We start from the raw sequence: 22097 nt of genomic DNA, 5'->3' as shown, positions 1-22097 counted from the left end.
GGCCCGAGGCGGTGGTTCAGAACCGGCGGGAGTAGCCGCGGGCGAATTCGTCGGGGTCGGCGACGTGGCCGCGGTTGGCGGCGTGGGCGTGGCTGCCTGCCTGCTCTTCGTCGAAGTCGTAGAACAGCCGCTCCATGACCTTCCGCGCCCGGCGGGTGGCGCCGAGGTAGTCGTCGAAGAGGATCTGGCCGCACCCGGGTTCATAGTCGAGCAGCCGGGCGGTGGCCTCCAGTTCGGCTGAGTCCGCAGGCAGGGCGGCTGCCGGGCGGCCGCGGAACAGGGTCACAGCTGAGCGCACGTCGGTCGCCAGCAGCCAGGCCTCACTGAGGGTCTCGGCATCTTCAGCACCGATCTCCCCGGCAGCGACGAGCGCGTCGAGAGCAGCCAGGGTCTCGGTGGTGCGCAGCCGTGGGTTGTCAGCGGCGTGCTGCATCTGCAGCAGCTGGATCGTCCATTCGACGTCGGAGAGGCTGCCGCGGCCGAGTTTGAGGTGCCGGTTCGGGTCAGCGCCGCGGGGCAGGCGTTCGCTCTCCATGCGCGCTTTGAGCCGCCGCATCTGCCGCAGCGAGGATTCAGGCACCTCGTCGGGGTAGCGCAGCGGATCGATGAGCGCGGTGAAGGCATCGCGCAGGGTCTGTTCACCGGCGATCGGCCGGGCCCGCAGCAGCGCCTGCGCCTCCCACGGCTCGGACCATTTGTCGTAATAGCCGGCGTAGGAGTCCAGGGAGCGCACGAGTGGTCCCTTCTTGCCCTCCGGGCGCAGGTCCGCATCGATCTCGATCGGCCGGGAGGGCCCGGCGCTGCCGAGCTGATTGGTCACCTCGAGCGCGACCCGGCGCACGTGCGAACTGAGCTTCGAGCGGGCATCAGCGTCGAGGTTCTTCTCCAAAGAGCGGAAGGCGAACATGACATCGGCGTCGGAGAAATAACCGATCTCAGCTCCGCCGAGGCGGCCCATCGCGATGATCGCGAACTCGTACTCCCCCACCTCGGCGTCGGCGTCGAGTCCGGCCCGTACGGCGCGAACGCTCGCGTCGATCGCCGAGTCCATGAGGGTGGCGAGCTGCTTGGGGATGTCCCTGCGATCGGCGATGCCGAGGATGTCGGACAGCGCAACGCGCAGCACCTCCCGGCTGTAGCGTGCGCGCACCGCCGGGACCGCCTCGTGGCCGTACCGGTCGACGATGCCGCGCAGGCGGGCTTCGATGTCCTCTGGCTCCCGCAGCTGCAGCCGACTCTGATCGTCCAACCAGGACACGGCGCTGGGGTTGCGCAGCAGCAGCTCGGTGGCGAACGAGGACAGCGACAGCACGTGGGCCATCGACTTGGCTGCGACGCCGGAATCGCGCAGCATCTTGACGTACCACGTCGAAGTCGACAGCGATTCGGAAAGCCGACGGAACGCCAGCAGTCCGGCATCAGGGTCGACACCGCGGGAGAACCAGTCGAGCAGCGCCGGGAGCACCTGCTTCTGCACCATCGCTGCGCGCGACACACCAGTGGTCAGCGCCTGAATGTGCTTCATCGCCGACTTCGGATCGCGGTAGCCGAACGCCGACAGACGTTCGCGAGCCGATTCGGCTGAGAGCCGGGAGATCGCCCCGTGGCCGGCAGCGGCTTCGAGGATCGGGCGGTAGAAGATCTGCTCATGAAGCGCCCGGATCCGCCGGGACCGGGACTCGCGCTCCTCCTGCAGCCGCTGCGGAGAGCGGTCGCCGAGGGCGTAGACGCTGCGCGAGAGTGCGCGCATCTTCTTCTCCTGCGTCGGCAGCAGCGCAGTCCGGCGCATCCGCGGGATCTGCAGCCGGTGCTCGACGGTGCGCAGAAACCGGTAGGACTCGCTGAGGTCGGCGGCGTCTTCGGAGGAGATGTATCCGCGTGCGCCGAGCCGGTCGAGCAGCTCGAGAGTGTTCGTCACCCGGATGGCTTCGTCGTCGCGGCCGTGGACGAGCTGCAGCAGCTGGGCGGAGAACTCGACATCGCGCAGTCCCCCGGCCCCGAGCTTGATCTGGCGTTCGGCCTCCTTGGCCGGGATGAGGTCGACGACGCGGACGCGCATCCGCCGCACCTCGTCGATGAACCCGGGTCTGGCCGAGGCGGTCCACACATGCGGGTTGAGGGTCTCGAACCAAGCTGTGCCCAGGTCGCGGTCACCGGCGATCGGGCGGGCCTTGAGCAGCGCCTGGAACTCCCAGTTGTGGGCGATGTTCTCGTAGTAGTGCTCGAACTCCTCCAGTTTGCGCACCAGCGGGCCGTTCTTGCCCTCCGGACGCAGTGCGGCATCGACCTCCCACAGGGGAGGTTCGGGCGCGTAGCCGGCGATGACCTCGGCCAGCCGGTGGGCGAGCTTCGTCGCTGTTCGCGCACCGGATTCGTCGAGTTCGGCGAGTCTGCGGGCCTGCGCACCGTGGTCGGTGTCCTGGCCGCCGCTGTCGGGCTCACCGGTGTCAGCAGGTGCCCAGCAGTAGACTACGTCGACGTCGCTGACGTAGTTGAGTTCCCGGGCTCCGCACTTCCCCATCGCAATGACAGCGAGCCGCACCGTCTCGGCATCATCGGTTTCGGCCCGCGCGACGGCGAGAGCGGCGTCGATCGCCGCGGCTGCCATGTCGGCGAGCAGCGCGGACACATCGCAGACGATCTCATTGGCGAACAGGCTGCCGAGATCGTCGCAGGTGAGCTGGACGAGCAGATCCCGGTAGGCCTGCCGCAGCGCGACGACAGCGTCCTCCCCCGTGACCGAGGCGACCGGGGCCTCGGCGGCGGGATCGGCACCGATGGCCTCGAACAGGTGGGACCGCAGACGCGCCGGTTCGGCCGCCTCGGTGCCCAGGAGCAGGGTCTGGTTCTCTGCGGCGAGCAGGAACACCGCCTCGGGCCGGCGCACGAAGTGATCGACTGAGACATCCGAAGTCCCTGCCAGATGCGACAGTCGTGGGAGGAAGTTCGAATACTCATCGACGGCGCTGGCGAAGCGGCGCTGACCCTTCTCATCGAGTGCCTCGATGGTGCGCAGGATCCCAAGCGCCGCGGCATCCGGGTCAGGTGCCTGGGTGATGAGCTCGACGCTGACCGGTGAGCTCAGCACCTCCCTGCCGAGCAGCTCGTCGGCCTCAGCCAGGAACCCCCTGGCACGGCGGGAGTCCCCGAAGCCTGAGCGGCTGCGTGCGGGGTCGACCTGACGGCTCATATGGTGTTGAAGTGGCGTCGGTACTCGTGCGGGGTGACCTGGTCGCGGTAGTCGACCCACTCCTGCATCTTGTTGCGCAGCACGAACTCGAACACCGCTTCGCCGAGGGTGTCGGCGACGAGTTCGCTGTTCTCCATCTTCGCGACCGCGTCGTTGAGGCTCACCGGCATCGCCGAGATGCCGAGTGCGCGGCGCTCATGATCGGACAGCAGCCACACATTGTCCTCGGCTTCGTCGGGCAGCTCGTAGCCCTCTTCGATGCCCTTGAGGCCAGCGGCCAGCATGAGCGAGTACGTCAGGTACGGGTTGGCTGAGGAGTCGATGCCGCGGTATTCGACCCGCGCCGAGGAGGCCTTGCCCGACTTGTACTGCGGGATCCGCACGAGTGCGGAGCGGTTGCGGTGGCCCCAGCAGATGTAGCTGGGCGCTTCGTGCCCGGTCCACAGCCGCTTGTAGGAGTTGACGTACTGGTTCGTCACCGCTGAGATCTCCGGGGTGTGCTCCAGCAGACCGGCGACGAACTGCCGGCCGGTCTGGGAGAGTTGATACTCAGCACCGGGTTCGTAGAAGGCGTTCTCATCGCCTTCGAACAGCGAGACGTGGGTGTGCATGCCGTTGCCGGGCTCGTCGATGAGCGGCTTGGGCATGAACGAGGCGAACACGCCCTGTTCGAGGGCGACTTCGCGGATGACGGTGCGGAACGTCATGACGTTGTCGGCCATCGTCAGCCCGTCGGCGTAGCGCAGGTCGATCTCGTTCTGGCCAGGGCCGGCCTCGTGGTGCGAGAACTCCACGGAGATGCCCATCGATTCGAGCATCTGCACGGCGCTGCGGCGGAAGTTGTTCGCCGTGCCGCCGTCAACATGGTCGAAATACCCGGCGGTGTCGACCGGCACCGGCGGCTGTCCGCCGAGGTGGCCGGACTTGAAGAGGTAGAACTCGATCTCGGGGTGGACGTAGAAGGTGAAGCCGCGGTCGTTGGCGATCTTCATCTGCCGTTTGAGCACGTTGCGCGGATCCGAGGCCGATGGAGTGCCGTCAGGATCGTAGATGTCGCAGAACATCCGCGCAGTCGGCTCGGTGTCTCCGCGCCACGGCAGCAGCGCGAAGGTCGCCGGATCCGGGCGCAGCACCATGTCCGCTTCGAAGATCCGGGAGAAGCCCTCGACGGACGAGCCGTCGAAGCCGATGCCCTCCCGGAAGGCGCCTTCGAGTTCGGCGGGCACGATCGCCACCGACTTGAGCTGGCCGAGCACATCAGTGAACCACAGGCGGATGAACTTGACGTCACGGTCCTCAACCGTGGACAGCACGTACTCCTGCTGGCGGTTCATCGACATCAGCCGTTCCACTCCTTGTCCTCAGCGTCCCACTGCTTGTTGTTCTCGGCTGCCTTGGCCAGAGCCTGCTCAGCTTCCTCGACCGTGTCGTAGGGGCCCATGCGGTTCTCCCAGTTGCTCTGCGGGCCGTGCTCGACCTTACCGGTCTTGGTGTTGAACCAGTACTTCTCGGCGCCGTAGGTGTCTTCCTGATCAGTCATCGCTGAGCTCCCTCGTCGGACGGTTGCCAGGGCCCGGGACGCGTGCGCCCCAGGCACTCTGTCGTCCCAGTCTAACGCGCTGGCTGGCGGCGATTGGCCGCTATCGCCCGCGCGCCGTAAGGTGTGGCTCAGGCAGTTGTGAAATGCGCCCCAGAGCGTTTAAATGAAAGGTCTGTCAATGAAGATCGCCGTTCCCACCGAAGTCAAGAACAGCGAGTCCCGGGTGGCCATCACCCCGGCCGGTGTCAATGAGCTGACCAAACGCGGTCACGCCGTCAGCGTGCAGTCCGGCGCCGGTCTGGGCTCGAGCATCACCGACGAGGAGTACGCCGCCGCCGGCGCCGCCATCACCCCTGATGCCGCTTCGACGTGGGAGGCCGGGGAAATGGTGCTCAAGGTCAAGGAGCCCGTCACTGAGGAATACGACTTCCTGCGGAAGGATCTCACCCTCTTCACCTACCTGCACCTGGCTGCCGATGAGCCGCTGACCAACCGCCTCGTGGAGTCCGGCACCACGGCGATCGCCTATGAGACCGTGCAGCCCGATGGGCAGGGCCTGCCGCTGCTGGCTCCGATGTCTGAGGTCGCAGGCCGTCTGTCGACCCAGGTCGGCGCAAACAGCCTGCTCAAGAAGAACGGCGGCCGCGGCATCCTGCTCTCAGCCGTCCCTGGTGTCGAGCGCGGCAAGGTCACTGTCGTCGGTGCCGGTGTGGCCGGCACGGCTGCGGCCCGCATCGCCCTGGGCCTGGGCGCCCAGGTCGACATCTTCGACATCTCGCTGCCGCGCCTGCGCCAGCTCGAGGAACAGTACGGCACCGGCCTGCAGGCCCGCATGTCCAACGAGTACGACATCGCCGATTCGCTGCGCACCGCAGACCTCGTCATCGGCTCGGTCCTCATCCCCGGCAAGCGCGCCCCGAAGCTCGTGACCGACGAGATGGTCCAGAACATGAAGCCCGGCTCGGTGCTCGTCGACATCGCCATCGACCAGGGCGGCTGCTTCGAGAACTCGAAGCCGACCACCCACGACGACCCGACCTTCGAGGTCCACAACTCGGTGTACTACTGCGTGGCGAACATGCCCGGTGCTGTGCCGACCACCTCGACCCGCGCCCTGACGAACGCCACCATGAGCTACGTGCTCAAGGTCGCCGACCAGGGATGGCGCGAGGCGATGAAGAAGGACACCGGCCTGGCACGCGGCCTCAACACCTTCGACGGCCACGTCACCAACGCCAATGTCGCCGAGGCATTCAACCTCGACTTCACCGCACCTGAGAAGGTCCTCGCAGACTGAGGCACGTCTCACCGCAGGCGGCCGTCTCCACACCTGGAGGCGGCCGCCTTCCGCGTTAGACTGGGGATCATCATGACTTCACACGCACCGCTTGGCACCCTGCGCAAAGGAACCGTCTCTCCGATCCTGCCCGTTCCCAAGGACATCCCGCGTCCGGAATACGTCGGCAAGGCCGTCCCGAACGAGGGCAACGCCGGCGATGTCTACTCCGCCGAGGACATCGAGAAGATCCGCGCCGCCGGCCGCATCGCCGCCAACGCGCTCGAAGCCGTCGGTCAAGCGGTGGCTCCCGGCGTCACGACCGATGAACTCGACCGCATCGCCCACGAGTTCCTCTGCGACCACGGCGCCTACCCGTCATGCCTGGGCTACCGCGGGTTCCCCAAGGCCTGCTGCACCTCGGTCAACGAGGTCATCTGCCACGGCATCCCCGATGACACGGTGCTCAACGACGGGGACATCCTCAACGTCGACATCACCGCCTACATCGAGGGCATGCACGGGGATACGAACTTCACATTCTTTGTCGGCGATGTCGATGACGAGTCCCGCAACCTCGTGCTGCGCACCCACGAGGCGATGATGCGCGGCATCAAGGCCGCCAAACCCGGCCGCCAGATCAACATCATCGGCCGGGTCATCGAGAAGTACGCCCAGCGCTTCAGCTACGGCGTCGTCCGCGACTACACCGGCCACGGCGTCGGCGCGGAGTTCCACTCCGGGCTCATCGTCCCCCACTACGACGCCGCCCCAAACCACGACGAGCTCATCGTCCCGGGCATGGTCTTCACCATCGAGCCGATGCTCAACCTCGGCACCGAGGGATGGGAGGCATGGGATGACGATTGGACGATCGTCACCGCCGATAAGAAGCGCTCAGCCCAGTTCGAGCACACCATCGCGATCACCGAGACCGGCGCCGACATCCTCACCCTGCCCGATGAGACCGCAGCCATCTACGGCGGACCAGGAGACCCGGCATGAGCCCGGCAGCGCAGCGCGCCGACTGGGCCATCGGCGTCGACATCGGCGGCACCGGCATCAAGGCCAGCCTCATCGACCCGGTCGCCGGTGAGCTGGCGTTCAAACGCCGCCGCATCCTCACCCCGCAGCCGGCCACCCCCGAGGCGGTGGTCGCCACGGTCAGCGAGGTCGTCCAGCAGGTCATCGACAAGGCCCTGCAGAAGGACATCATCGCCGATGCCGCCGAACTCGACCACGCCCCCATCGGCGTGGCCTTCCCCGGCGTCCTTAAGGACGGCGTCGTGCGCTTCGCCCCGAACCTCGACCAGTCCTGGATCGGCGAGCACCTGCCTGAGCATCTGGAGAAGGCAACCGGCCGCAGCTGCTACGTCCTCAACGACGCCGATGCCGCAGGCCTTGCCGAGATGACCTTCGGCGCCGGCCGCGACTACCGCAAGCAGACCGTCATCCTCACCACCCTGGGCACCGGCATTGGCACCGCGCTGTTCGCCAACGGCCAGCTCGTGCCCTTCACAGAGCTCGGCCACATCGAGATGAACGGCGCTGATGCCGAGACACAGGCCGCCGAATCGGTGCGCACCCGCGAAGGGCTGAGCTTCGAGCAGTGGGCTGAGAGGCTCCAGCAGTACTACGCGCAGATCGAGCTGCTCCTCCACCCCGACCTCATCATCGTCGGCGGCGGAGTGTCGAAGGAGCACGAGAGCTTCCTGCCGCTGCTCAAGCTCGAAGCCCCGATCCGGCCGGCTGAGCTGCGCAATGCCGCCGGCATCGTCGGAGCCGGCTACTCGGCCGCACGCGCCGGCCGGACGAAGGTGAAGAAGAACACCGCCAAATAGCGAGGTGAGCCGCCCGGCGGCGTGCCGGTTTTACACCCAGCTGAACACTGTTCAATAATTGAACGATGTTCAGCTACTCTTCGCTCGCCGATCGCGTCCTCGCTGGCACCCCGGCCACTGCTGACGACGCCCACGCCATCCTCTCCAGCTCCGATGAGGAGCTCCTCGACCTCGTCGCCGCCGCCTCCCGCCTGCGCCGGGAGCAATTCGGCAGCCGGGTGAAAGTCAACTACCTCGTCAACCTCAAGTCCGGCCTGTGCCCGGAGGACTGCGGCTACTGCTCGCAGCGCCTTGGCTCCGAGGCCGAAATCCTCAAGTACTCGTGGCTGCCCGGTGACGAAGCCCGCCGGCAGGCGGAGTTCGGCCTGGCCGGCGGCGCCTCGCGCGTGTGCCTGGTGGCCTCCGGCCGCGGCCCGTCGAACCGCGATGTCGAGCGCGTCTCCGGCATGGTCGAGGACATCAAGTCCGCCAACCCCGGCGTCGAGGTGTGCGCCTGCCTCGGGTTCCTCAAGGACGGTCAGGCACAGCGTCTCAAAGATGCCGGCGTCGATGCCTACAACCACAACCTCAACACCGCTGAGTCCCACTACGCCGACATCTGCTCGTCCCACACCTTCGCCGACCGCGTCGACACCGTCGGCAAGGCCCGCGAAGCCGGCATGTCGCCGTGCTCGGGCCTCATCGTCGGCATGGGCGAGACCAACGCCCAGATCATCGAGACGATCGAATCGCTCAAGGCCGTCGACTCCGATTCCATCCCGGTCAACTTCCTCATCCCTTTCGACGGCACCCCGCTGGAGGGCACGAATACGCTGACGCCGCAGCACTGCATGCGCATCCTGTGCGCGGTGCGGTTCATGTGCCCGGACCGCGAGCTGCGCATCGCCGGCGGCCGCGAGATGCACCTGCGCTCCCTGCAGCCGCTGTCGCTGCATGTGGCCAACTCGCTGTTCCTCGGCGACTACCTCACCTCCGAGGGCCAGGCAGCTGAGGACGATCTCGATATGATCGTCGACGGCGGCTTCGAGATCGTCGGAGCGAAGAACACCGCACAGCTGCGCGATGAGCTCAAAGCCCACCGCGCCGCCCACCGGGCCGCGTTCGACACCAGCGCAGACGGCACCGGCACCGCAGACGGCGCCGCACCGACTGCACCACCGGCTGCAGCACCGGCAGCTTCTGCGAGCACCCTTCCCTGCGGCAAGCCGCTGCCGCCTGCCGGGCACGAGGCGGGATCGGCCGGTGTGCAGATTCCGACGATCCGCCGCCGCGGGGCCGGCACGGAGCTTGCCCCCAATGCCTGAGCAGCACCCCGCCTCGACCCTGGAGCACCCCGCCTCGACCCTGGAGCGCGACACCGGCCTGCTGTGGCACCCGTACGGGCCTCTCGATGCCGGTGCGCACTTCTCGGTCACCGGTGCCTCGGGCCCGTACGTTGACCTGATCGACGCCGGAGGCACCAGCCACCGGCTGCTCGACGGCATGAGCTCGTGGTGGTCGGTCGTCCACGGCTACCGGCACCCGGTCATGGACGCCGCGCTCACCGAGCAGATCGGGTCGTTCTCCCACGTCATGTTCGGCGGGCTGACCCACGATCCTGCCGTCGAGCTTGCCGAACGGCTCGTCGAGGTCACTCCGGCCGGTCTCGATCACGTGTTCCTCGCCGATTCCGGTTCGGTCTCCGTTGAGGTCGCGCTCAAGCTCGCGATCCAGTACCAGCGGGCTCGCGGGCGGGAGCGCGGCACGTTCCTCGCCCTCGAAGGCGCCTATCACGGCGATACGACCGGGGCGATGAGCGTGTGCGACCCGGTCGGCGGTATGCACGCCGATTTCGCGGCACTCCTGGCGGAGAACGTCTTCCTGCCCCGGCCGCCGCTGCCGGAGGCGCCCGCCGCCGAGGTGGAGGCATGGGTTACCCAGGCAGAGAACCTCGTCGACGCCCACGCTGAGGATCTGGCCGGCATCATCGTCGAACCCCTGTTCCAGGGGGCCGGCGGCATGCGGCCATACCACCCTGCCGCACTGCAGGCGCTTCGCCGGCTGGCCGATGACATCGATGCGGTGCTCATCGCCGATGAGATCGCCACCGGCTTCGGGCGCACCGGCACCGCCTTCGCCTGCGAAGCCGCCGGGATCGTCCCCGATGTCATGTGCCTGGGCAAGGCGCTGACCGGCGGATACCTCACCATGGCCGCACTCCTGTGCCGCGGCCCGGTCGCTGAGGTCATCACGCAGTCGTCATACCGAGCGCTCATGCACGGCCCGACCTTCATGGCCAATCCGCTGGCCTGTGCTGCGGCGTCAGCCTCGCTTGGGCTGCTTTTTGGCGATGAGACGAGCGGCTGGCAGCCGGCGATCGAGCGCATCTCCCCGGCCTTGGAAGCAGGCCTCTCCCCTGCCCGAGAGCTGCCGGGCGTCCATGAGGCCAGGGTGACCGGCGGGATCGGCGTCATCGAACTCGACCGGCCCGTCGACGTCGGCCTCACCACCCGCATCGCGGCCAGGCACGGCGTGTGGTTGCGGCCGTTCCGCCAGCACATCTACACGATGCCGCCCTACATTTCCACACCGGAGACGATCGCCACGATCACCCTGGCGATGGTCGCCGCAGCGGCTGCCCACACCGAGGAGACGGAGTCGTGAACGCCATCGCCGCCCGGCTCGCGGCTGCCGGTGAGCGACGGCAGGCTGCTGATATGCACCGCACTGATCCGGTGCTCACCGGTCTCGACCTCGCCTCGAACGATTACCTCAGCCTGTCCCAGCACCCGCAGGTGCGTGCGGCGGCCATCGAGGCGATCGAGCAGTTCGGCACCTCGGCACGTGCCTCCCGGCTCGTCACCGGCACGACGCGAGCCCATCACGCGCTCGAAGCCGCCCTGGCCGAGCGTCTGCTCCACCCGGCCTGCGTCACCTTCTCCAGCGGGTATATGGCCAATCTCGCTGCGGTGGCCACACTGGCTGGGCCGGATACGCTCATCGTCTCCGACGCCCACAACCACGCCTCGCTCATCGATGCGTGCCGGCTGACGAAGGCACCGGTGCAGATCGTCGCCCACAACGACACGGCAGCCGTCGAGGCCGCACTGGCCGAACGCCGCCAGCCCGAGGCACTCGTCATCGTGGAATCGGTCTACTCCGTCCTCGGCGATGCCGCAGATCTGGACGCGCTGCTCGATCTGTGTGCTCGCTACGATGGGATGCTGCTCGTCGACGAGGCTCACGGCCTCGGGGTCGCCGGCACCGGTGAGCACACCGGCTTTGGCGCAACCGCCCAGCTCTCAGCTCACCGCGACCGGCTCGTCGTCACCGCCACCTTGTCCAAAGCTCTCGGCTCGCAGGGCGGTGCGCTGCTGGGCAGCGAGCTCATCCGCGATGCCGCGATCAACACCGCCCGCTCGTTCATCTTCGACACCGGCCTGGCGCCGGCCAATGCCGCTGCCGCCCGTGCCGCACTCGACCTCATCACCCCAGAACGGGTCGCTGACATGGCGTCTGCCCGCGCTCAGCTGGCGGCCGCGCTCGAGGTGCCGGTCCCGGCCGGTGCGGTGCTCTCGGTGCCGATGCCCAGCCCCGAATCCGGAGTGCGGGCCCGGGCGCTGCTGCGCGAGGAGGGCATCCTCGTCGGCTGCTTCCGCCCGCCGTCGGTCCCCGATGGCATCACCCGGGTGCGGCCGACCGCCCGCGCCGGCCTCAGCAGCGCCGAACTCGAACGCGCCTGCACCCGCATCCGTGCGATCACCGATGCCTGCGCATCCCTGGTCGCCGGCGCTCAGGTGACCGGGTCATGATCCCCCGGTATCTGCTTGTCACCGGCACCGACACCGGTGTCGGCAAGACGATCGCGACCGCCGCCCTGGCTGCAGCGCTCTCAGCGGCCGGGCGGCGGGTCATCATGGTCAAGCCCGTGCAGACCGGGCACATCAGCCCCGATGATGCCGAGCGCACCGAATTGGAGGCACAGTACTCCGACGTCGTAACCGAATCCGATGCGCAGATCATCGCCCGGCTGGCCGGCATCGAGACGTTCACACACACCACCCTGCGCCTGCCGATGGCACCAGTCCCGGCCGCCCGTGCCGAAGGCGCCAGCCTGCCGACAGCCGGTGAGCACGCTGAGTACATCCGCGAGCTGGCTGCGCAGACCAGCGCCGACCATGTCCTCATCGAAGGCGCCGGCGGGGTGCTCGTCGACTTCGGCGGGCACACGGCAGCCGATCTCGCTCACACCCTGGCAGTCGAATCCTGTGAACCGGTCGGTGCCGTCATCGTCGCCCGCTCAGGGCTGGGCACACAGAATCACACCGCACTGACCGCCGAAGCGCTGGCCCACCGCGGCGTGGACGTCACTGGCATCGTCATCGGCTCGTGGCCTGATCCTGCCCTGCCGGTCGATATCGACAACCGTGAGGCGCTCACGACCATCGCCCCGCTGCTCGGTGCCCTGCCAGCCGGAGCCGGCCACCGCCTCGGTGCCGGTGATTTCCAGGCCCAGGCACCTGCCTGGCTGCGCCTGCCGGACTGACCTGTTCATGAGTGCTCGTGCCACTCCTGCCGCACCCGGCTGAGATCCTGGTTGGCATCCTCGAGTGCCTTCTCATTGGCCGCCTGGCTGCCGCCGGAGTCGATGACCATCTGTCCGGCCAGCAGCTTCGGGGGTGCCCCGAAGACGTGCCCTGCCTCAGGGTGGATGCTCAGTTCGGTGTCCGAGTGGTGTGCGGCGATGAGCTCGGCGTACTCAGCCGATGCCCACATCCGGTCGCTGCCGCCGGCGATCGCGAGGATCTTCCCGTCGAAGTCCTCGATCGGGATGCGGGCGGCCTCCGGATTCTCGGCACCGGCCACCGCAGCCGAGTAGACCGGCTCATAGGCGACCGGGAAGGCGAGCATGAGCTGGGCGAACATCGTCGCCGTCGGCCCGAAGCCGGCGCCTTGGAAGGAGATCATCTCGACGTCCTCGCCCTGCCACGTCCAGGAGGAGGCGTTCTGCTCCTGGCCCAGGCCCGGGAAGCTGTAGGCGCTCGGTGCGATGAGGATGAGGTTGTCGATGTCATCGGAGCACCGGGTGGCGGCGTTTGGCGGCGTACTCAGCGCCCTTCGAGGTGCCGATGACCGTCAGCGGTCCGCCGTCGTTGGTGGCCGCGACCTGATTGATGACCTCTTCGAAGCTCTCCAGCGGCACCTGGGAGAGCATCGGCTGCTGGTTGGGCATGCCGAAGAAGAACAGCGCATAGGTGTCATAGCCGGCTTCGGCCAGCCTCCGGGCCTTGGCGAAGTCCGGGGAGCCCTCCGAGCCGCCGAAGGTCACGATCGTCCCGCGCGAGGTCTGGTCTTCCGGCTTGAGGTGGAATCCGTTGAGGTACTCGCCGGTGACGTGCTAGACGCTCACACCGGGAATATCGGTGGGATAGACCGACAGGTTCGTCGGGTCGGACATCGTCGCGTCACCGGATTCGGGGAACCGGCTGAGGTTGATGATGCGGGTGATGACGACAGCGACGATGACCAGCGCGATGATCGCCACGATCGCCACGAGCACGGTGAGCACCCGGCGCAGGGGCGACTTCTTGCTTCTGCGCTTCTTTGCGCTGTGAGCTGACGTGTGTGCGAGCGGGGATGCGGTGGACATCAGCGCTCTCCGTTCGATGCGGGGCGTGCTGACAGCGTAGCAAGACCCCACTGCGAACGAGTATCAAATGTATAAAGGACTGCAAAGACGGGGAGGTCAGGCCGCCTGTACGCCGGGTTCTGTCCGCAGGCGGGTCGCCCCGGTCTGCGTGACGGTCATCTGTCTAGGAGCACCGTTGCCGGTGCCCTCAAGCGATCCACCCGACAGCTTCAGCGAGCAGCCGTCAGGCGCTGTCTGTGCGATCTTGCTCCCGGCGGGGTTTACCGTGCGATCCCAGTCACCTGGCACCCGGTGGTCTCTTACACCACCCTTTCACCCTTACCGGCCGATGGCCGGCGGTCTGCTTTCTGTGGCACTGTCCCGCGAGTTGCCCCGGGTGGGCGTTACCCACCGCCGTGCTCTGTGGAGCCCGGACGTTCCTCGTCAGCATCTGCTGCCGCGACCGTCCGGCGACCTGACCTCGGCCTCCAGTGTACGCCCGCGCCCGAGGCGACAGGCACCGGATGTGCGCATCCTCACCTGCACCTGAACGCAGGTTGGGGTCTGGAGATGGCTACGATGGCTGGCGTGATTGTTCTGCTGCCGCCCTCTGAGGGCAAGACGCTTGCCGCCTCGGGTCCGGTGCTCGATTTCGATGAGCTGAGCTTCCCGGAGCTCACCGGTGCCCGCATCGAGGTTCTCGAATCACTCGCCGAGGTCTCAGCTGAGCCCGATGCCTGCGAGCAGCTCGGTGTGGGGCTCTCCCTCCAGGACGATGTCGAGCGCAATACGCACCTGACGGAGATCCCCTGTGCTCCTGCGCTGGAGACTTACACCGGGGTCCTGTATGCCGCCCTCGATGCGGGGAGTATGCGCGGCAAGGCTCGCGAACGTCTCTCGCAGGTCTATGTATCCTCAGCGCTGTTCGGGCTCCTGGCAGCCGGTGATCCGATTCCTGCCTACCGGCTGTCGATGAAGACGAAGCTCGCCGCGCATGGGGTGCTCGCCACATGGTGGAAGAAGCGCCTCTCACCGGTCCTCGATGAGGAGTTCGCCGGTCAGCTCATCCTCGACTGCCGCTCGACGGAGTACCGCAAGTCCTGGCCGGGGCCGGTCGATCAGGTCGTGACCGTTTCCGCAGTGACGGAGAAGAACGGCAAGCGCTCGGTCGTCTCCCACAACGCCAAGCTCACGCGCGGCGAGCTCGCCGGTCATCTGCTGCGCAGCAGGGCGGGCCTGCCGGAGACTCCTGAGGCGCTGCTCAAGGCTGCGCGCAAGCACTATGAGGCGGAGCTGACCCCTGCCACGAAGCGCAAGCCTGCCGAGCTGACGATCGTTCTGCCCGGCTGAGAACACTCACGTGCAGGTCAAGTGTGCAGCAGCAGAGCGCCGCACTCATCGCAGTCGGCGGTTGCTCCGGATCCCGAGGCGCCGAGTCGGTCGAGGGTCATGGCACTGATCTGGGAGCCGCATGAACCGCAGGAGCCGGCGCTGACATGCGCGGCCGTCGGCTGACCGGCGGCGAATGCCTGCATCAGCCGGCTGCCGATCGGGCCAGGCAGCTGGGAGGCGATCTGCTGGCGTTTGGCGGCGAGCTCTTCGCTGCGTGACTGCAGTTCGGCGGCGCGTTCGGCGCGCTCGGCCTGCAGCTGCTTGCCGGTGGCAGCGATCTGATTGAGGTCCTCGGTGACGGTGCTGATGCGCTCAGTGAGGTCATCGACTTCGCTCATCACTTCGAGCTGGTCGTTCTCGCGTTCGCCCTTGGCCGCGATCGCGGTGTCGATATCGGACTGCAGTGCCACGAGGTCGCGGCTCGTCAGCCCTTCGCCGGAGTTGAGGGCATCGCGCATCTGCTCGATGCGGGTGCTGCGGGCTTCGACGTCGGCATCGATCTCAGCGGTCTGTTTGCGGTAGCTGGCCAGGGCTGCTTCGAGTTCTTTGAGCATCGCGGCAGTCGCCTGGTGCTCGCCGGCGAGCTGCCGCAGACGGGCGATGAGGTCGGTCTGCTTCGCCTCGTGCTCGGTTCTGCGTGAGGCCGCTGCGGTTTCGATCCAGGCGTTGAGCGCCTGCTGCTCGTCTGTACTCAGTGTTGTCGTGCTTGCTGTCATGTCATTCACCTGCCTGTCCGATGCGCTCCGTCCACGGGTCGGTCGAGATCTCCGAGACTGTGACCGTCGCGTCCATGCCGCCGGCGGTCAGCCGTTCGCGCAGCTGTGCGGCGGCTCTGGTCATCCACATGGATTCGGCTGCCCAGTGGGAGATGTCGATGAGATGCGGGGTGCCGGCGGCGCGCCGGTGGGCGGTGTCCCGGGCTTCGGTGGCCGGGTGGTGGCGCAGGTCGGAGGTGATGTAGGCCTCGGCGTCGGTGGCGCGGACTTCGCCGAACAGTGAGTCCCCTGCTCCCCCGAGCACGGCCACCCGCTCGACCTGAACTTCGGGGTCGCCGGCGATGCGGATGCCGGTGGCGGTTGCCGGTGCGGCTTCGGCCAGGCGGGCGGCGAGCTCGCGCACGCTCACCCGAGCCGACAGGGTTCCGACCCTGCCGAGACCCACTCCGGCAGGGGCGTCGCTGTGCTGGACGAGCGGGGTGAGTCCGGTCAGTTCGATCGCCTCAGCCAGCACGTCGGAGACCCCTCCGATGACGGAGTCGGCGTTGGTGTGGGCGTTGTACTGGGCGATGCCGGCACGGATGAGTTCCGTGATGGCCCCGCCCTTGAGAGTGTCGGCTGCCACGGAGGTGATCCCGCGCAGCAGCAGCGGGTGATGGGTGAAGAGGAAGTCTGCTCCGAGGTCTTTCGCCTCGGCGATGACGGCATCCATCGGGTCGAGTGCGAGGTGGATGTGGGAGACCTCAGCAGACGGGTCGCCGACAGCGAGCCCGACGCTGTCCCAGGGCTCTGCGTAGGCCGGAGGCCAAAGCGAGTCGCAGATGCTGACGATGTCCGAAACGCGAGGTGAGCCCATGCGGATACCGTAATACATTTCAGCTGCTGAGAACATTCGCCATGATGAGCCTGTCCGTGCTAGCCGCAGGCCGACCGACATCAGACGAGACCCCCGTGCAGAGCACTGCAGGCCCTAGCGCATAATCGGTGGTATGAATCACATCACCGCCCTGAATGCCAGCACCATCGCCGATGCGGTGGCCCGGTCCGCACGCCGCAACGCCGACCGGGTCGGCGTCGTCTTCGCCGACCGCACGTGGACCTACCCGCAGCTCGATGTCGCCGTCACCGCCGTGGCCCGGCATCTGGTCTCACTCGGACTCAGCAAGGGTGAGCGCGTCGCCGCCTACGGCAAGAACTCCGACCTGTATCTCATCGTGTTCCTCGCTGCCGCGCGGGCCGGCCTTATCCACGTGCCGGTGAACTATCAGCTCAAGGAGGACGAGCTCCAGTACATCCTCACCGACTCCGGCGCCGGTGTCGTCATCGCTGATGCCGACCTCATGGAGCATGTCGAGAACACCGAGGCCGGCCGGGCCGCCCAGCGCCTGACGATGGATGGCCTGGTGCCGGTCGCCACCGCTGCAGATGTCGAGCCAGTCGCCGACGGCGAGTTCGATGTCATCGACACCGACGCCGTCCAGCTGCTCTACACCTCGGGAACCACCTCGGCACCCAAGGGCGCAGTGATGACGCACCGGTCGCTCATGCATGAATACCTCAGCTGCCTTGACGTCCTCGACTTCTCTGCTGAAGACCGGCAGGTCCACGCGCTGCCGATGTACCACTCAGCGCAGATGCACGTGTTCCTGCTGCCGAGCCTGCTCAAGGGCTCATACAACGTCATCGTGCCTGCTCCGGTGCCGGCTGAGCTCATCGAGATCTTCGCCGCCGAGCGGATCACCTCATTCTTCGCTGCGCCGACGGTATGGGTGGCGCTGGCGAACACCCCGGCGTTCTTCGCACGCGATCTCTCCAGCCTCAAGCGGGCCTACTACGGCGCATCGATCATGCCCGGCCCGGTGCTGAAGAAGCTGCGCGAGCATCTTCCGGAGCTCGGCTTCTACAACTGCTTCGGCCAGTCAGAGCTCGGACCGCTGTGCACGGTGCTCCGGCCCGAGGAGCACGACGATCATCCCGGCTCGGCAGGCCGGCCGGTGCTGTTCGTCGACGCCCGCGTCGTCGACCCTACGGGCAAGGAAGTCGCCCCCGGTGAGCAGGGCGAGATCGTCTACCGGTCCCCGCAGCTCATGCGCGAGTACTGGAACAAGCCCGAAGCGACCGAAGAGGCGCTGCGGGGTGGCTGGTTCCACTCCGGTGACCTCGTAGTGGCCGATGACCAGGGCTTCATCGAGGTCGTCGACCGGGTCAAGGACGTCATCAACACCGGTGGCGTGCTGGTGGCCTCCCGCCAGGTCGAGGACGCGATCTTCGAACTCGATGCCGTGGCCGAGGTCGCAGTCGTCGGCATGCCCGATGACAAGTGGATCGAGGCGATCACCGCGTTCGTCGTACCGAAGGGCGAGATCACTGAGGAGCAGGTGGTCGACCACGTCAAGGGCCGTCTGGCACCGTTCAAGGTGCCCAAGGCCGTGCACTTCGTTCAGGAGCTGCCGAAGAACACCTCGGGCAAGATCCTCAAGCGCGAACTGCGCGACCGGTGAGCGGGAGAGCCGGGTCGTGCCGCTGGGCGCGAAAGCCGGGTCGTGCCGCTGGGCGCGTCCCGGCTTGCTCGTATGGCATACTGTTGTCCGGCCGGAGGCGACTCCGGCTGAGGGCCTATAGCTCAGTTGGCTAGAGCATCTCGTTTACACCGAGAGGGTCGGGGGTTCGAGTCCCTCTGGGCCCACATTGTGAAGTCTCGGGACATCGTTCATTCGATGTCCCGAGGCTTCTTTCTGCTTCAGCGGCGATCTTGCGCGTCACCGTTCCGGGTTTCGGGGTCGGCTGCATGCATGCGCACGTGCGTGCGGTGTCTCGGCGGTCGTGCAGTCGGGTCTGCGCATTCGCGGAGATCCCGCTCGACCGCGGTGACCGGCACTGCTGCAGTAACCTGAGCGAAGAACGCACCAGCGCGTGCGATCCAGCTCCCGATACCGATAGCGAGAGGATGCGGCAGTGAAGGCACTCTTCTTCACCGCTGACCTCGGGGGCAATGTCCCGCCGGTCCTTGCTGTGGCGCAGGAGCTGGCCGGCAGAGGCTGGGATATCGAAGTCGCCGGCCTGGCCGCTGGCGAATCCGCATTCGCCCAGCCGCGCTTCCCGGCAGGGATCGCCGCCGGCCCCGTCTCGGGAATGGGTATCACGCGGATCGCGTCGATCGCCGGAATCACTGCCAGCCGGAACGCTCGCAACGACGCTGCGGCGATCATCGCCTCCAGCCAGCCGGATGTCGTTGCCGTTGACTGCCTGCTGCTCACTCCGCTGCGCGCCGCCCTCGCCTCCGGCATCCCGGTCGCCGTCCTTGCTCACACCGTCGGCGCGTACTGGTCCCGGCTGTATCACCCATTCACCGCCACGAGCCTCGGCCTGTTCGGTGTGAGCCTGAGCATGTACTGGGACCAGGCCGCGGTACGGCTCATGCTCACCGATGCCGAACTCGACCCCGGCAGCCGCGATCCAGTGCTGAGCCACTGGACGTGGACTGGATCGACCGAACAGGCGTCCCCTCCGAGCCCACGCGCATCTGGGCACCGCCCCCGTGTCCTCGTCTCACTGTCGACGACGGACTGGCCGGGCATGCGGCCGATCTACCGGCGCGTCATCGAAGCGCTTTCCCACCTGCCCGTCGATGGCATCGTCACCACCGGCAGCGCAGCATTCACCGATCCACTCAGCGGCGCGGGCAATGTCGAGGTGCACGGCTGGCTCGATCATGCCGCGCTCATGCCGCAGGTGGATCTGCTCATCGGGCATGGCGGCCATTCGACGACGTTCAAGGCACTCGCCCACGGCATCCCGGTCCTCGTTCTGCCGGTCAACCCGGTCTCGGATGAAGCCGGGATCGGCGATGTGCTCAGAGCTCGCGGTCTGGGGATGCGCTTGCGGCCGTGGGCGCGTCCGCGCAGGCTGGCGGCTGCGATCGCTGCGCTGCTGACGAACAGCGCTGTGCACGAGAACGCCGCATCCCATGGACGGCGCCTGCGCAGCCTGCGGTCTGGTGCTGCTGTCGCGGCCGACCATGTCGTCCGCATCGCCGCCAGCCGGCACCCGAGCTCAGCCTGAGGCGGCCTGAAACCGTGACGTGCTCCTGCCCCGATAGTGCCGCGTACCCTTTCAACGCAGCAGCGGAAGGGTCAGCGGGTAGCGGTACTTCTCGTAGCGAGCAGCAGCCATCGCGGCGATGATCGGGATCAGGATGCTGACGATGTAGATGACGGCCCAGATGATCCAGGCTGCCGGCAGCAGGATAACGGTGAAGGCGAGGATCGAGGCGACCATCGAGGCCAGCGCCAGGGTGGCTGCGAAGTTGAAGGAGCCGGCTGCCGCGTTGCGGATGAGATCGCTTCTGTCTTTGTAGATGAACCAGAAGACGAGCGGGCCGACGAAGGCCAGCATCCCGAAGCTCAGCACCGCGGAGATGATGAGCGAGAGGTGGCACAGGATCGCCCAGGTGCGGTCGGTGGACTGGCAGCTGGTCGGGTGCGGGGCGTGCGTCTCGTTCATCCCCTCCATCCTCCCCTGCTCAACTGGGCGCGACCATGCGGTTTTCCTCCGCGTTCCCGCGGGGCCATTTAGAACGGTTGACACAAACCAGTTTGCATTACAAACTTGTTTGCATGAACCAGATTCCGGAGCCGAATCCCGAACCGCTCGACGCCGAGGGCGCACCAGCTCTCGATCCGCGTCACGCACTGGAGATCGCCACCTCCGGCCAGCGCACCATCAGCCGGCGTGAACAGCGCGCGGGGATCCTCACCTCACTGCTGTGGTCGGTTGCCTGGCTCGTCGCCTACAGCGCCATGGCTGCCGCTTCCGTCTTCGGGCTCATGCCCACAGCCATCGCCGGCATCATCTTCGCCGGCGGCATGACGACTGCCCTCATCGCCACGAGCATCATCAATATGCGCGCAGCCTCCGGCCGACGGGGGCCGGCCGCCCGACAGGGCACGCTCTACGGTGTCACCTGGGCGCTCGTCGTCACGGTCATCATCATCGCGAGCATGCAGGTGGGCACCTACCTGCCCGATCCCGAGGTCATCGGCTGGCTGGCGAATGCGATCGCCGTCTTCGGCGTGGGCATCATGATCGTCATGGGCGGCATCCTGTTCTCCGACCGGATCATGTTCGGATTCGGCATCGGAGCGATCGTGGCCCTCATCATCAGCCTGCTGGTCGGCCCGGCGCTCTTCACGCTCGTCTTCATAGCAGCGGCCCTGGCGGGACTCATCGTCAGCATCATCGCCCTGGCGCGCACCGGACGGGAAGCAGACCGGTCATGACGGCGCTGGATCCGGTCATCCACGCTGACTCGCGCCTGCGCATCATGGCCGCCCTAGCCGGACTGCCGGCCGGCGACGAGGTGCTCTTCACCCGCCTGCGAAAGGACCTGTCGATGACCGCCGGGAACCTCTCCACCCATCTGCGCAAGCTCGAAGAAGCCGGCTACCTCACCCAGACCAAGACCATCGAAGGCCGCACACCGGCCACCTATCTCGCACTCACCGCCACCGGCCGTGCGGCCTATGAGACCTACCTGACCAATCTGCGCACCATCCTGGAAGGAAACCCCTGATGTCACCGACCCCCACCCTCAGCCAACCGCACCCTCTGAACGCGCCCACCGCCTCGGGCGCGGCCGCTGTCACCGTCGACAACGCCGCCAAGTCATTCGGCACCACCACCGTGCTCTCGCGCATGAACCTGCACATCACCCCCGGCGAGGCCATCGGGATCCTCGGGCCCAACGGCGCAGGCAAGTCCACGCTGCTCTCCCTCATCACCGGTGAGCGGAGCCCCGATGCCGGCAGCGTGACGATCTTCGGCGCCAACCCGCGCACACCCGAGGCACGCCGCAGGATGGGCGTGACCCCGCAGGCGACCTCCCTGCCGGAGGTGCTCAAGGTCCGCGAAGTCCTCGATTTCGTCGCCGCGCACTACCCGAACCCGCTGCCGGCCAGCGAGCTGCTCGACGACCTTGACCTCACCGCACTGGCCGGCAAGCAGTGCGGCGGGCTCTCCGGCGGGCAGAAGCGCCGCGTCATGCTCGCTGTCGCGCTCGTCGGCAACCCCGACATGCTCGTCCTCGATGAGCCTACGACCGGCCTCGACGTCGAATCCCGCCAGCAGGTGTGGCAGCGCATCCAGGCCTTCAGCGCAGCAGGTGGCACCCTGCTTGTCACCAGCCACCACTTCGATGAGATCGAGTGCCTGGCAGACCGGGTCGTCATGCTCGCTGACGGGCAGATCGTCGTCGATGACCAGCTCGAACGCGTCCGCACAGCCGTCGAGCTGCGCCACGTCACCGTCACGCTGCCAGACACCCCCGAAGCCGTCATCACCGCACTGCCCGGTGTCACCGGCTTCCAGCCCGGCGAGGGTGCCCGGCGGGTCATCACCTGCAGCGATTCCGATGCCTTCATCCGTGCCCTCATCACCGAGGGCCTGCCATTCGCCGATCTCGAAGTGCGCGGCGCCAGTCTCGAAGAGGCCGTCGCCGTCCACACCGCAGGTCACTGAGCGACAGCCCTGAGAGGA

22 protein-coding genes, 1 tRNA gene and 1 other RNA gene are annotated in these 22097 nt (G+C 67.2%); 14 read left to right on the top strand and 10 right to left on the bottom strand.

Features of this window, described 5'->3' with window-relative positions:
• Nucleotides 1–16: 16 nt before the first annotated feature.
• From M3B11_RS05100 to M3B11_RS05090, 3 genes are read right to left on the bottom strand one after another with little or no spacing between them, the layout of a single operon-like run.
• Nucleotides 17–3190 carry a bifunctional [glutamine synthetase] adenylyltransferase/[glutamine synthetase]-adenylyl-L-tyrosine phosphorylase gene (locus M3B11_RS05100; protein ID WP_259875660.1) on the bottom strand — a complete coding sequence of 1058 codons (3174 nt, stop codon included), beginning with the start codon at nucleotides 3188–3190 and terminating at the stop codon, nucleotides 17–19.
• On the bottom strand, nucleotides 3187–4524 hold the full coding sequence (locus tag M3B11_RS05095) for a glutamine synthetase family protein (protein ID WP_259875663.1): 1338 nt from the start codon (nucleotides 4522–4524) through the stop codon (nucleotides 3187–3189). Before M3B11_RS05095 ends, M3B11_RS05100 begins: the two co-directional genes overlap by 4 nt.
• A 5-nt stretch (nucleotides 4525–4529) precedes the next feature.
• Nucleotides 4530–4730, bottom strand: a complete 201-nt coding sequence (locus M3B11_RS05090) for a hypothetical protein (RefSeq protein WP_259875659.1) — start codon at nucleotides 4728–4730, stop codon at nucleotides 4530–4532.
• A 178-nt stretch (nucleotides 4731–4908) separates the two neighbouring features.
• Between M3B11_RS05090 and ald the strand changes: the two genes are divergently transcribed.
• From ald to bioD, 7 genes are all read left to right on the top strand, one after another.
• Nucleotides 4909–6027: an alanine dehydrogenase gene (ald, locus tag M3B11_RS05085; RefSeq protein WP_259875662.1), complete on the top strand. Its 1119-nt coding sequence runs from the start codon at nucleotides 4909–4911 to the stop codon at nucleotides 6025–6027.
• Between the two features lie 72 nt (nucleotides 6028–6099).
• A complete protein-coding gene (gene map / locus M3B11_RS05080) occupies nucleotides 6100–7011 on the top strand; it encodes a type I methionyl aminopeptidase (protein WP_259875658.1) in 912 nt (303 codons plus the stop codon).
• Nucleotides 7008–7847, top strand: coding sequence for a polyphosphate--glucose phosphotransferase (gene ppgK, locus M3B11_RS05075; protein ID WP_259875657.1), 840 nt, complete (start codon nucleotides 7008–7010; stop codon nucleotides 7845–7847). The genes map and ppgK overlap by 4 nt, the downstream gene beginning before the upstream one ends.
• Nucleotides 7848–7912: 65 nt before the next feature.
• Nucleotides 7913–9151, top strand: coding sequence for a biotin synthase BioB (bioB, locus tag M3B11_RS05070; RefSeq protein WP_259875656.1), 1239 nt, complete (start codon nucleotides 7913–7915; stop codon nucleotides 9149–9151).
• The gene (locus M3B11_RS05065; protein WP_259875655.1) at nucleotides 9144–10490 is read left to right on the top strand and encodes an adenosylmethionine--8-amino-7-oxononanoate transaminase; all 1347 of its coding nucleotides are present in this window, start codon (nucleotides 9144–9146) and stop codon (nucleotides 10488–10490) included. Before bioB ends, M3B11_RS05065 begins: the two co-directional genes overlap by 8 nt.
• On the top strand, nucleotides 10487–11638 hold the full coding sequence (locus tag M3B11_RS05060) for an aminotransferase class I/II-fold pyridoxal phosphate-dependent enzyme (RefSeq protein WP_259875654.1): 1152 nt from the start codon (nucleotides 10487–10489) through the stop codon (nucleotides 11636–11638). Before M3B11_RS05065 ends, M3B11_RS05060 begins: the two co-directional genes overlap by 4 nt.
• The gene (gene bioD / locus M3B11_RS05055) at nucleotides 11635–12372 is read left to right on the top strand and encodes a dethiobiotin synthase (protein WP_259855126.1); all 738 of its coding nucleotides are present in this window, start codon (nucleotides 11635–11637) and stop codon (nucleotides 12370–12372) included. The genes M3B11_RS05060 and bioD overlap by 4 nt, the downstream gene beginning before the upstream one ends.
• Before the next feature lie 5 nt (nucleotides 12373–12377).
• Here bioD and M3B11_RS05050 read toward each other — a convergent pair whose 3' ends face one another.
• From M3B11_RS05050 to rnpB, 4 genes are all read right to left on the bottom strand, one after another.
• Nucleotides 12378–12794 carry an acyl-CoA thioester hydrolase/BAAT C-terminal domain-containing protein gene (locus tag M3B11_RS05050; RefSeq protein ID WP_259875653.1) on the bottom strand — a complete coding sequence of 139 codons (417 nt, stop codon included), beginning with the start codon at nucleotides 12792–12794 and terminating at the stop codon, nucleotides 12378–12380.
• A 103-nt stretch (nucleotides 12795–12897) separates the two neighbouring features.
• Nucleotides 12898–13155, bottom strand: coding sequence for a hypothetical protein (locus tag M3B11_RS05045; protein ID WP_259875652.1), 258 nt, complete (start codon nucleotides 13153–13155; stop codon nucleotides 12898–12900).
• Between the two features lie 69 nt (nucleotides 13156–13224).
• Nucleotides 13225–13476 (bottom strand): hypothetical protein, encoded by a 252-nt coding sequence (locus tag M3B11_RS05040; protein WP_259875651.1) that lies wholly within the window; start codon nucleotides 13474–13476, stop codon nucleotides 13225–13227.
• A gap of 92 nt (nucleotides 13477–13568) precedes the next feature.
• An RNA gene (gene rnpB / locus M3B11_RS05035) (RNase P RNA component class A) lies at nucleotides 13569–13934 on the bottom strand.
• A gap of 109 nt (nucleotides 13935–14043) precedes the next feature.
• On the opposite strand from rnpB, the gene M3B11_RS05030 reads away from it, so the two are divergent.
• Nucleotides 14044–14805: a YaaA family protein gene (locus tag M3B11_RS05030; protein WP_259875650.1), complete on the top strand. Its 762-nt coding sequence runs from the start codon at nucleotides 14044–14046 to the stop codon at nucleotides 14803–14805.
• 17 nt (nucleotides 14806–14822) lie between these two features.
• Here the strand turns inward: M3B11_RS05030 and M3B11_RS05025 are convergent, their stop codons facing one another.
• Nucleotides 14823–15563, bottom strand: coding sequence for a zinc ribbon domain-containing protein (locus tag M3B11_RS05025; protein ID WP_259875649.1), 741 nt, complete (start codon nucleotides 15561–15563; stop codon nucleotides 14823–14825).
• A 1-nt stretch (nucleotide 15564) separates the two neighbouring features.
• Complete coding sequence (locus M3B11_RS05020; protein WP_259875648.1) at nucleotides 15565–16419, bottom strand: Nif3-like dinuclear metal center hexameric protein; 855 nt, start codon at nucleotides 16417–16419, stop codon at nucleotides 15565–15567.
• A 133-nt stretch (nucleotides 16420–16552) separates the two neighbouring features.
• On the opposite strand from M3B11_RS05020, the gene M3B11_RS05015 reads away from it, so the two are divergent.
• The 3 genes from M3B11_RS05015 to M3B11_RS05005 all read left to right on the top strand — a co-directional run bounded on the left by M3B11_RS05015 (nucleotide 16553) and on the right by M3B11_RS05005 (nucleotide 19625).
• Nucleotides 16553–18064: a fatty acyl-CoA synthetase gene (locus tag M3B11_RS05015; protein WP_259875647.1), complete on the top strand. Its 1512-nt coding sequence runs from the start codon at nucleotides 16553–16555 to the stop codon at nucleotides 18062–18064.
• 111 nt (nucleotides 18065–18175) lie between these two features.
• Nucleotides 18176–18249, top strand: a tRNA-Val gene (locus tag M3B11_RS05010).
• Between the two features lie 269 nt (nucleotides 18250–18518).
• Nucleotides 18519–19625 carry a glycosyltransferase gene (locus M3B11_RS05005; RefSeq protein WP_259875646.1) on the top strand — a complete coding sequence of 369 codons (1107 nt, stop codon included), beginning with the start codon at nucleotides 18519–18521 and terminating at the stop codon, nucleotides 19623–19625.
• 51 nt (nucleotides 19626–19676) lie between these two features.
• On the opposite strand, the gene M3B11_RS05000 is transcribed toward M3B11_RS05005, so the two are convergent.
• The gene (locus tag M3B11_RS05000) at nucleotides 19677–20066 is read right to left on the bottom strand and encodes a DUF4870 domain-containing protein (RefSeq protein WP_259875645.1); all 390 of its coding nucleotides are present in this window, start codon (nucleotides 20064–20066) and stop codon (nucleotides 19677–19679) included.
• A 113-nt stretch (nucleotides 20067–20179) separates the two neighbouring features.
• On the opposite strand from M3B11_RS05000, the gene M3B11_RS04995 reads away from it, so the two are divergent.
• The 3 genes from M3B11_RS04995 to M3B11_RS04985 are packed head-to-tail and all read left to right on the top strand — an operon-like array spanning nucleotide 20180 to nucleotide 22079.
• The gene (locus M3B11_RS04995) at nucleotides 20180–20842 is read left to right on the top strand and encodes a hypothetical protein (RefSeq protein WP_102159913.1); all 663 of its coding nucleotides are present in this window, start codon (nucleotides 20180–20182) and stop codon (nucleotides 20840–20842) included.
• Nucleotides 20839–21135 (top strand): transcriptional regulator, encoded by a 297-nt coding sequence (locus M3B11_RS04990; RefSeq protein ID WP_102159911.1) that lies wholly within the window; start codon nucleotides 20839–20841, stop codon nucleotides 21133–21135. Before M3B11_RS04995 ends, M3B11_RS04990 begins: the two co-directional genes overlap by 4 nt.
• Nucleotides 21135–22079: an ABC transporter ATP-binding protein gene (locus tag M3B11_RS04985; protein WP_259875644.1), complete on the top strand. Its 945-nt coding sequence runs from the start codon at nucleotides 21135–21137 to the stop codon at nucleotides 22077–22079. Before M3B11_RS04990 ends, M3B11_RS04985 begins: the two co-directional genes overlap by 1 nt.
• Nucleotides 22080–22097 lie beyond the last annotated feature (18 nt).

This window comes from Brevibacterium sp. p3-SID960 (assembly GCF_025144725.1).
Classification (GTDB): domain Bacteria; phylum Actinomycetota; class Actinomycetes; order Actinomycetales; family Brevibacteriaceae; genus Brevibacterium.
This window is presented reverse-complemented; position numbering and strand designations above follow the sequence as displayed.

What these genes read in the sequence shown, in the direction of transcription:
- M3B11_RS05100 (WP_259875660.1), bottom strand. Translation starts at nt 3,190, where the DNA reads ATGAGCCGTCAGGTCGACCCCGCACGCAGCCGCTCAGGCTTCGGGGAC.
- M3B11_RS05095 (WP_259875663.1), bottom strand. Translation starts at nt 4,524, where the DNA reads ATGAACCGCCAGCAGGAGTACGTGCTGTCCACGGTTGAGGACCGTGAC.
- M3B11_RS05090 (WP_259875659.1), bottom strand. Translation starts at nt 4,730, where the DNA reads ATGACTGATCAGGAAGACACCTACGGCGCCGAGAAGTACTGGTTCAAC.
- ald (WP_259875662.1), top strand. Translation starts at nt 4,909, where the DNA reads ATGAAGATCGCCGTTCCCACCGAAGTCAAGAACAGCGAGTCCCGGGTG.
- map (WP_259875658.1), top strand. Translation starts at nt 6,100, where the DNA reads ATGACTTCACACGCACCGCTTGGCACCCTGCGCAAAGGAACCGTCTCT.
- ppgK (WP_259875657.1), top strand. Translation starts at nt 7,008, where the DNA reads ATGAGCCCGGCAGCGCAGCGCGCCGACTGGGCCATCGGCGTCGACATC.
- bioB (WP_259875656.1), top strand. Translation starts at nt 7,913, where the DNA reads ATGTTCAGCTACTCTTCGCTCGCCGATCGCGTCCTCGCTGGCACCCCG.
- M3B11_RS05065 (WP_259875655.1), top strand. Translation starts at nt 9,144, where the DNA reads ATGCCTGAGCAGCACCCCGCCTCGACCCTGGAGCACCCCGCCTCGACC.
- bioD (WP_259855126.1), top strand. Translation starts at nt 11,635, where the DNA reads ATGATCCCCCGGTATCTGCTTGTCACCGGCACCGACACCGGTGTCGGC.
- M3B11_RS05050 (WP_259875653.1), bottom strand. Translation starts at nt 12,794, where the DNA reads ATGATCTCCTTCCAAGGCGCCGGCTTCGGGCCGACGGCGACGATGTTC.
- M3B11_RS05040 (WP_259875651.1), bottom strand. Translation starts at nt 13,476, where the DNA reads ATGTCCACCGCATCCCCGCTCGCACACACGTCAGCTCACAGCGCAAAG.
- M3B11_RS05025 (WP_259875649.1), bottom strand. Translation starts at nt 15,563, where the DNA reads ATGACAGCAAGCACGACAACACTGAGTACAGACGAGCAGCAGGCGCTC.
- M3B11_RS05020 (WP_259875648.1), bottom strand. Translation starts at nt 16,419, where the DNA reads ATGGGCTCACCTCGCGTTTCGGACATCGTCAGCATCTGCGACTCGCTT.
- M3B11_RS05015 (WP_259875647.1), top strand. Translation starts at nt 16,553, where the DNA reads ATGAATCACATCACCGCCCTGAATGCCAGCACCATCGCCGATGCGGTG.
- M3B11_RS05000 (WP_259875645.1), bottom strand. Translation starts at nt 20,066, where the DNA reads ATGAACGAGACGCACGCCCCGCACCCGACCAGCTGCCAGTCCACCGAC.
- M3B11_RS04995 (WP_102159913.1), top strand. Translation starts at nt 20,180, where the DNA reads ATGAACCAGATTCCGGAGCCGAATCCCGAACCGCTCGACGCCGAGGGC.
- M3B11_RS04990 (WP_102159911.1), top strand. Translation starts at nt 20,839, where the DNA reads ATGACGGCGCTGGATCCGGTCATCCACGCTGACTCGCGCCTGCGCATC.
- M3B11_RS04985 (WP_259875644.1), top strand. Translation starts at nt 21,135, where the DNA reads ATGTCACCGACCCCCACCCTCAGCCAACCGCACCCTCTGAACGCGCCC.